The organism is Paratissierella segnis (assembly GCF_014385195.1).
Lineage (GTDB): Bacteria > Bacillota > Clostridia > Tissierellales > Tissierellaceae > Paratissierella > Paratissierella segnis.
In genome coordinates this window covers 89,515-95,917 of sequence record NZ_JACRTG010000004.1, presented here as the reverse complement: position 1 = coordinate 95,917, position 6,403 = coordinate 89,515, and the positions used below count along the sequence as shown (strand labels likewise).

General features: G+C 34.5%; 4 protein-coding genes and 1 pseudogene. All 5 read right to left on the bottom strand.

Features of this window, described 5'->3' with window-relative positions; all coding sequences use genetic code 11:
- Positions 1 to 857: pseudogene (locus tag H8707_RS01745) on the bottom strand (pyruvate:ferredoxin (flavodoxin) oxidoreductase); the annotation flags it as partial.
- Between the two features lie 303 nt (positions 858 to 1,160).
- Entirely contained in the window at positions 1,161 to 2,105 is a 945-nt protein-coding gene (gene hprK, locus H8707_RS01740) for an HPr(Ser) kinase/phosphatase (RefSeq protein WP_262428427.1), read from the bottom strand.
- A gap of 9 nt (positions 2,106 to 2,114) precedes the next feature.
- Positions 2,115 to 2,309 carry a PspC domain-containing protein gene (locus tag H8707_RS01735; RefSeq protein WP_262428426.1) on the bottom strand — a complete coding sequence of 65 codons (195 nt, stop codon included), beginning with the start codon at positions 2,307 to 2,309 and terminating at the stop codon, positions 2,115 to 2,117.
- A complete protein-coding gene (uvrC, locus tag H8707_RS01730) occupies positions 2,310 to 4,178 on the bottom strand; it encodes an excinuclease ABC subunit UvrC (protein WP_262428425.1) in 1,869 nt (622 codons plus the stop codon).
- Between the two features lie 352 nt (positions 4,179 to 4,530).
- Entirely contained in the window at positions 4,531 to 6,312 is a 1,782-nt protein-coding gene (locus H8707_RS01725; protein WP_316699573.1) for an aminopeptidase P family protein, read from the bottom strand.
- Positions 6,313 to 6,403: the final 91 nt, after the last annotated feature.

The following is a 6,403-nucleotide window of genomic DNA, read 5'->3' as shown; positions in this document are numbered from 1 at the left end:
GTTTCTTCAGCTGTTTCAGTCACAGAACCCATAGCAACTATTATTCTTTCAGCTTCTTCATGTCCGTAATAATTGAAAGGTTTATATTCTCTTCCGGTCAATTTGCTGATTTCCCTCATATAATCATAAGTAACATCTACGATTTTTTCATAATATGGGTTAGAAGCTTCCATAGCTTGGAAATAAATATCAGGGTTTTGAGCAGTACCTCTTGCTACCGGGTTTTCCGGATTTAATGCTCTTTGTCTAAATGCATTTAAAGCATCATAATCTAATAGTTTTTCTAAATCATCATAATCTAAAACTTCAATCTTTTGAATCTCATGACTTGTCCTAAATCCATCGAAGAAATGTACAAACGGCACTCTTCCTTTTATAGCAGCTAAATGAGCTACGCCCCCTAAATCCATAATTTCTTGTACAGAGCCTGATGCCAATAGTGCAAATCCGGTTTGTCTGGTAGCCATAACGTCTTGATGGTCACCAAATATACTCAAAGCATGTGTCGCTAATGCTCTGGCTGATACATGAAATACTCCCGGCAATAATTCTCCGGCTATTTTATACATATTAGGAATCATTAATAATAACCCTTGAGAAGCAGTATATGTAGTAGTCAAGGCACCGGCTTGTAATGATCCGTGAACAGCTCCGGCTGCTCCTGCTTCAGATTGCATTTCTTTAACTAAAACTTCTTGTCCAAATATATTTTTCTTCCCGTGAGCAGCCCATTCGTCTGCTGATTCGGCCATGTTTGATGATGGTGTAATCGGATAGATAGCAGCAACGTCTGTAAAAGCATAGGACACATATGCAGCGGCTGTATTACCATCCATAGTCTTCATAACTTTCGCCATGTAAAGACCTCCCTTTATTATATTTTTAAATAGCAAGGATTCAATTACCTTACTACCATTTGTTAATTTTTTGCTAACATGCAATATTAGTATATAAAACAATAAATGCAATGTCAACTTTTAAAAATCCATTTTTTACAATTCACAACTTAAATACAATTCACGATTCACAGTTCACAGTTCATAATCGACCCTTGGGTCGTCCTGCCGTGTACCCTTTGTAGTCTAAGGGTGAGCCAGGCAGAATTAACTAACTATCGAAGGATCTCCGGTTTTAAGATAGTGAATAACTAAGAAATTCTTCTAGGGGTTTCTTTCATTGTCCTTTTTTCTAACTTCTATTTCCTTCAAGATTTTATCATTTAGTACCTGTGCTGCATTATATCCTAATCTCTTCTGTCTATTATTCCTTGCTGCAAGTTCCACAATCATAGCCAAATTTCTTCCGGGCTTAACCGGCACTACTACTCTCGGTACTTTAACACCGAGAATTTCAGTTGTTTCTTCATCAAGTCCAAGTCTATCATAAACCTTTTTATCATCCCAAAATTCTAATTGAACTACTAAATCTATATATTCAGATTCTTTAACTGCACCAACTCCATAAAGTCTCTCCACATCAATTATGCCTATCCCTCTTATTTCCATAAAATATCTTATAAGCTCCGGGCATTGGCCAAAGAGCCTATCTTCATCTTTTCTAATTTCGACTGAATCATCAGCTACGAGTCTATGGCCTCTTATTATCAAGTCCAATGCAGTCTCTGATTTTCCTATACCCGATTTCCCGGTAATCAGAACCCCAATACCATATACCTCTATTAATACACCATGCATTGTTATGGTAGGCGCTAAATTTATACTTAAAAAGCTAACCAGTTCATTTATTACTATAGACGTATTCTTCTTTGCCCTCAATAATGTCCTGTTATGCTTCTTTGCTAATTCAAGTAGTTCGGGAAATATGGGCAAATCTCTTGCAACAATTAATGCAGGGATTGGGTATGCCAAAAATTTATCTATGCTGTCATACCTCAACGTGTATGGCAACTCATTATAATATAGCCATTCAGCATTTCCAATAATCTGAATTCTTTCAGGTACAAATTGTTCAAAATATCCTACTATGGGTAATCCCGGTCTGTTAACCTCGGTCGTATATATTTTAATATCAGATGCATCTGTGGCTCTATGGACTTCCTCCAACTTTAATTTTTTAATAATATTGTCTAAAGTTACATAATTCAAATGCTCCACCTACACTCTTTCCGGTATTATTAATGCTGCTACAAAATAAACTAAGGTACCGCCAACTAATGCAGTGGGCACCAACAATATTGCCCATACCAATCTTATAATAGTTGGATCAATATTAAAATACTCTCCTATGCCACCGCACACTCCTGCAATCTTTCTATCCGTAGTTGATCTGTATAACTTCTTATTCTCCATTTACTTAACCTCCTCCTTATGAAAATGATGGTATAAATCCTTTGCTGCTTTAATATTCATTCCTTCAACATTTGCAAGTTCTTCAACGGTTGAATTTTTAATCTTCTCTATGCTTCCAAAATTTTTCATCAAGGAAAGCTTTCTTTTTTCACCTATGCCTTTTATATCATCCAATTCCGATTTAAACATATTTTTGCTTCTTAAACTTCTATGATAGCTAATAGCAAATCTATGAGCTTCTTCTTGAATTTTGTATATAAGCTTAAACCCTAAGGAATCCTTATCTAGCCTATATTCATTATTATTATATATTACCCCTCTTGTCTTATGAAAATCATCTTTTACAAGCCCGCAGACGGGAATATCCACACCTAAATCCTGCAATACATCCAAAACGATATTTACCTGTCCCTTACCGCCATCTATCATTATCAAATCCGGGAAATTTGAAAATCCCTTTTTCTCAATATCGGAATTCTTTAACAATTCTTTTTCTTCAATTCCTCTAATAAATCTCCTTCTTAAAACTTCTTCCATGCTCCCATAGTCGTTAGGGGTATTTATACTTCTAATCTTAAATCTTCTGTAATCGGATTTTTTTGCTTCCCCTTTTTCAAATACCACCATGGAGCCTACAGACTCAACACCGCTTATGTTTGAAATATCGTAAGCTTCAATCCTATTTGGTAAATCTTCTAATTGCAATGCATATTGTATATCTTCCAAGGCCTTTATATTTTCCCGATATTTTTTTAATAACTTATCACCATATTGATTTAGCATATCCTTAGCATTGTCTCCGACCATTTCTATGAGCTTTAGTTTTTCTCCTCTTTTCGGAGAAACTATGCTTACCTTGGAACCTTTTCTATCTTCCAGCCACTTTGATATAATTTCTACATCCTCGATTTCATCCTCCAATAATATTTCCTTTGGTATATATGCGGAGCCAATATAAAATTGTTTTACAAAAGAGCTTAATATTTCTTTTCTATCCTCGTTGTAGATATCTTCCATTAGAAAATGTTCTCTACCAACTATTTTCCCGCCTCTTACAAAGAAGATTTGTATACATACTTCTTCTATTCCTCTTGCCATAGCTATGATATCTTGGTCTTTAAAATTCGTATTGACGATTTTTTGCTTCTCCTGTAAAGTCCTTAATGAATTGACCTGATCCCTATATCTGGCTGCACTTTCAAAATCCAGATCTTCAGCGGCTTGTTTCATCTTATTTTCCATAATATCTATAAGTTTATCATTCTTATTATTTAGAAAAAGTAAAATCTCATCTATCATCTTCATATACTCTTTTTCATCTACATTTCCCAAGCAAGGAGCATTGCATTTTCCTATAAAATAATTTAGGCAAGGTTTAAATCTGCTTAAATCCTTATCCAAATTTAACTTGCAAGTCCTGATCGGATAAAGCCTTCTAATAATATCTATAGCATCATTGACAGCTGTCGCACTTGGATAAGGTCCAAAGTATTTTGCTCCGTCCTTTAGTATTAGTCTAGTCTTTAAGACCCTAGGATATTTCTCATTTAGCGTTACCTTTATATAAGGATATTGTTTATCATCTCTTAAAAGAATATTATATTTAGGCCTATTTTTCTTAATAAGGTTTTGCTCTAGTACCAATGCTTCTACTTCATTGTCCACTATTATATATTCAAATTCATATATATGAGATATCATGGCATTTACCTTTGGAGGGTTGTTTTTCTTAGATCCGAAATATTGTCTGACCCTCTTTTTCAAGGATATGGCTTTACCAACATATATAATCTCATCATTTTTATTCCTCATTATATAAACACCCGGACGATCGGGTAATTTTTTTAACTCTTCTTCTATATTAAACATGATTTCACCAACTTTCTAGTTATCAATATTATAACATAAATCAACAATTCACAATGCATAATTCACAATTCACAGTTCACAATCGACCCTTGGGTCGTCCTGCCGTGTACCCTTTGTAGTCTAAGGGTGAGTTGGGCAGGATTAACTTAACTATCGAAAGATCTCCGTTTTTAAGGCAGGTAATAAGTAAAAGGTAAGAGGTGTTGGGGTAAGCTATAGGGTCATTAAACAGAGATTCTTCATTAGCACTCAGAATGACACAAGCGTTGATTATACTACTCTTCAACAATACACAATGCAGCAGTTATCCTGTCTTTATGTTATTCACTTAAAAAAAGGCGTTTCCGCCTTTTTATATGCCCCTCGTTTCATTTTTAAGCCAAGTTTTTTCTTCGTCATTCAAATATGGTGATAGCTTATTATATACTTCCTTGTGATAGCCATTTAGCCAAGCTTTTTCTTTTTCCGTCAGCATCTCTATGTTGATACATTCCAAATCAATTGGAAAATATGATAAAACTTCAAATTTCATAAACTGTCCTGAATCAGTTTTTATATCTTCATCCACAACCACTACATTTTCAATTCTAATCCCATGGCTTCCTGCCTTATATACACCGGGCTCAATTGTGACTACCATACCCTTTTCCATGGCGACATTATTTGGCGCTGTTGCAATTCTATGAGGTCCTTCATGTACATTTAGAAAATATCCTACGCCATGTCCTGTACCGCATTTGTAATCAATGCCTTCCTGCCACAATGGGAATCTGGATAATATATCTAATACATGACCGGATGTCCCTTCCAAAAATTTGGCACTAATTAAATTTATATGTCCCTTTAATGTCAGAGTAAAATCTTTCTTTTCTTCTTCGGCAATAGGTCCTAGTGCCACAGTTCTAGTTATATCAGTTGTACCATCAAAGTATTGCCCGCCTGAGTCCACTAAGTATAATCCTTTGGGTTCTAATACTTTATGAGACTCTTCGCTTGCTGAATAGTGCATCATTGCAGCATTTTCTTTATATGCGGAAATAGTTCCGAAGCTTGGTTCTACAAATCCTTCATTCTCTTTCCTGCATTCCAAAAGCTTCTCTGCAGCAGACAGTTCGTTAATTTCAATTTTGCCTATGCTGTCATCTAGCCAACGGAAAAATTTAACCAAAGCCACTCCATCCTTAATATAAGCATTTTTTTCATTCTTTATTTCCGTGGAGTTTTTAACAGCTTTCAACTTGGATGTAATATTCATATCATTGATTACCTTGCAGCCTGAAGGGATACCGCTATATAACCATCTATTTATTTTTGATTTATCAAGCAATACCCTTTTATTTGACTCAAATTTTTCAACAAAATTTCTTACTTCATCGTAAGCGCATATCTCTACGCCATTTAAAGCTAAAATGTCTTCTACGTTTTTATCTATTTTACCCTTATCGACAAACAGATAAGCTTTTTCTTTGGTTATTAATGCATAGGAAATCACTACGGGATTATTTGAAACATCCCTGCCTCTTATATTATAAAGCCATGCAATATCATCAAGACTTCCCAAAAGAAAATAGTCTGCATTTTTCACATTTAATGCTTTTCTTACCTCTTTTATCTTTTCCTTGGTTGATTTCCCTGAATATTTTTCTTCAAGTATAAACGCTTTATTTCTTGGAAGTTCAGGTCTATCTTCCCATATGTTACCAATCAGGTCATGTTCGTCTATAAATCTTATATTTTTTTCTTCAAATAAATCTTTTATATCTTCAAATGAATATTCATCAAATACTTTACCATTAAAGCCTATCACATCTCCGGTTTTCAACTTTTCTTGTAAATATTCAGTATAAGTTGGAAATCCAGGTATGTTCATTTTATATAGCTTATATTCACTTCCTGTAAGTTCCTTCTCAGCCTGAATAAAATACCTTCCATCAGTCCATAAAATAGCTTCATCTTGAGTGATAACCGCTGTACCAGCCGATCCGGTAAATCCTGTAATCCAAGCTCTATCTTTATAATAATCCGCCACATACTCTGATTGATGAGGATCTGATGTTGTAACTATATAAGCCACTATACCCTTCTCATCCATTAATTCTCTAAGCTTTTTCACCCTATCATTGACTTTCAACACACCATACCTCCTTTGATTTATCCTAACATCACTATAAAGTAATTATACTATATGATTTTTTTAAATTCTATATGAATTGCCAAATTAAATT

Coding starts and splice junctions, on each gene's coding strand:
- H8707_RS01735 (WP_262428426.1), bottom strand. CDS start 2,309: ATGGAGAATAAGAAGTTATACAGATCAACTACGGATAGAAAGATTGCA.
- uvrC (WP_262428425.1), bottom strand. CDS start 4,178: ATGTTTAATATAGAAGAAGAGTTAAAAAAATTACCCGATCGTCCGGGT.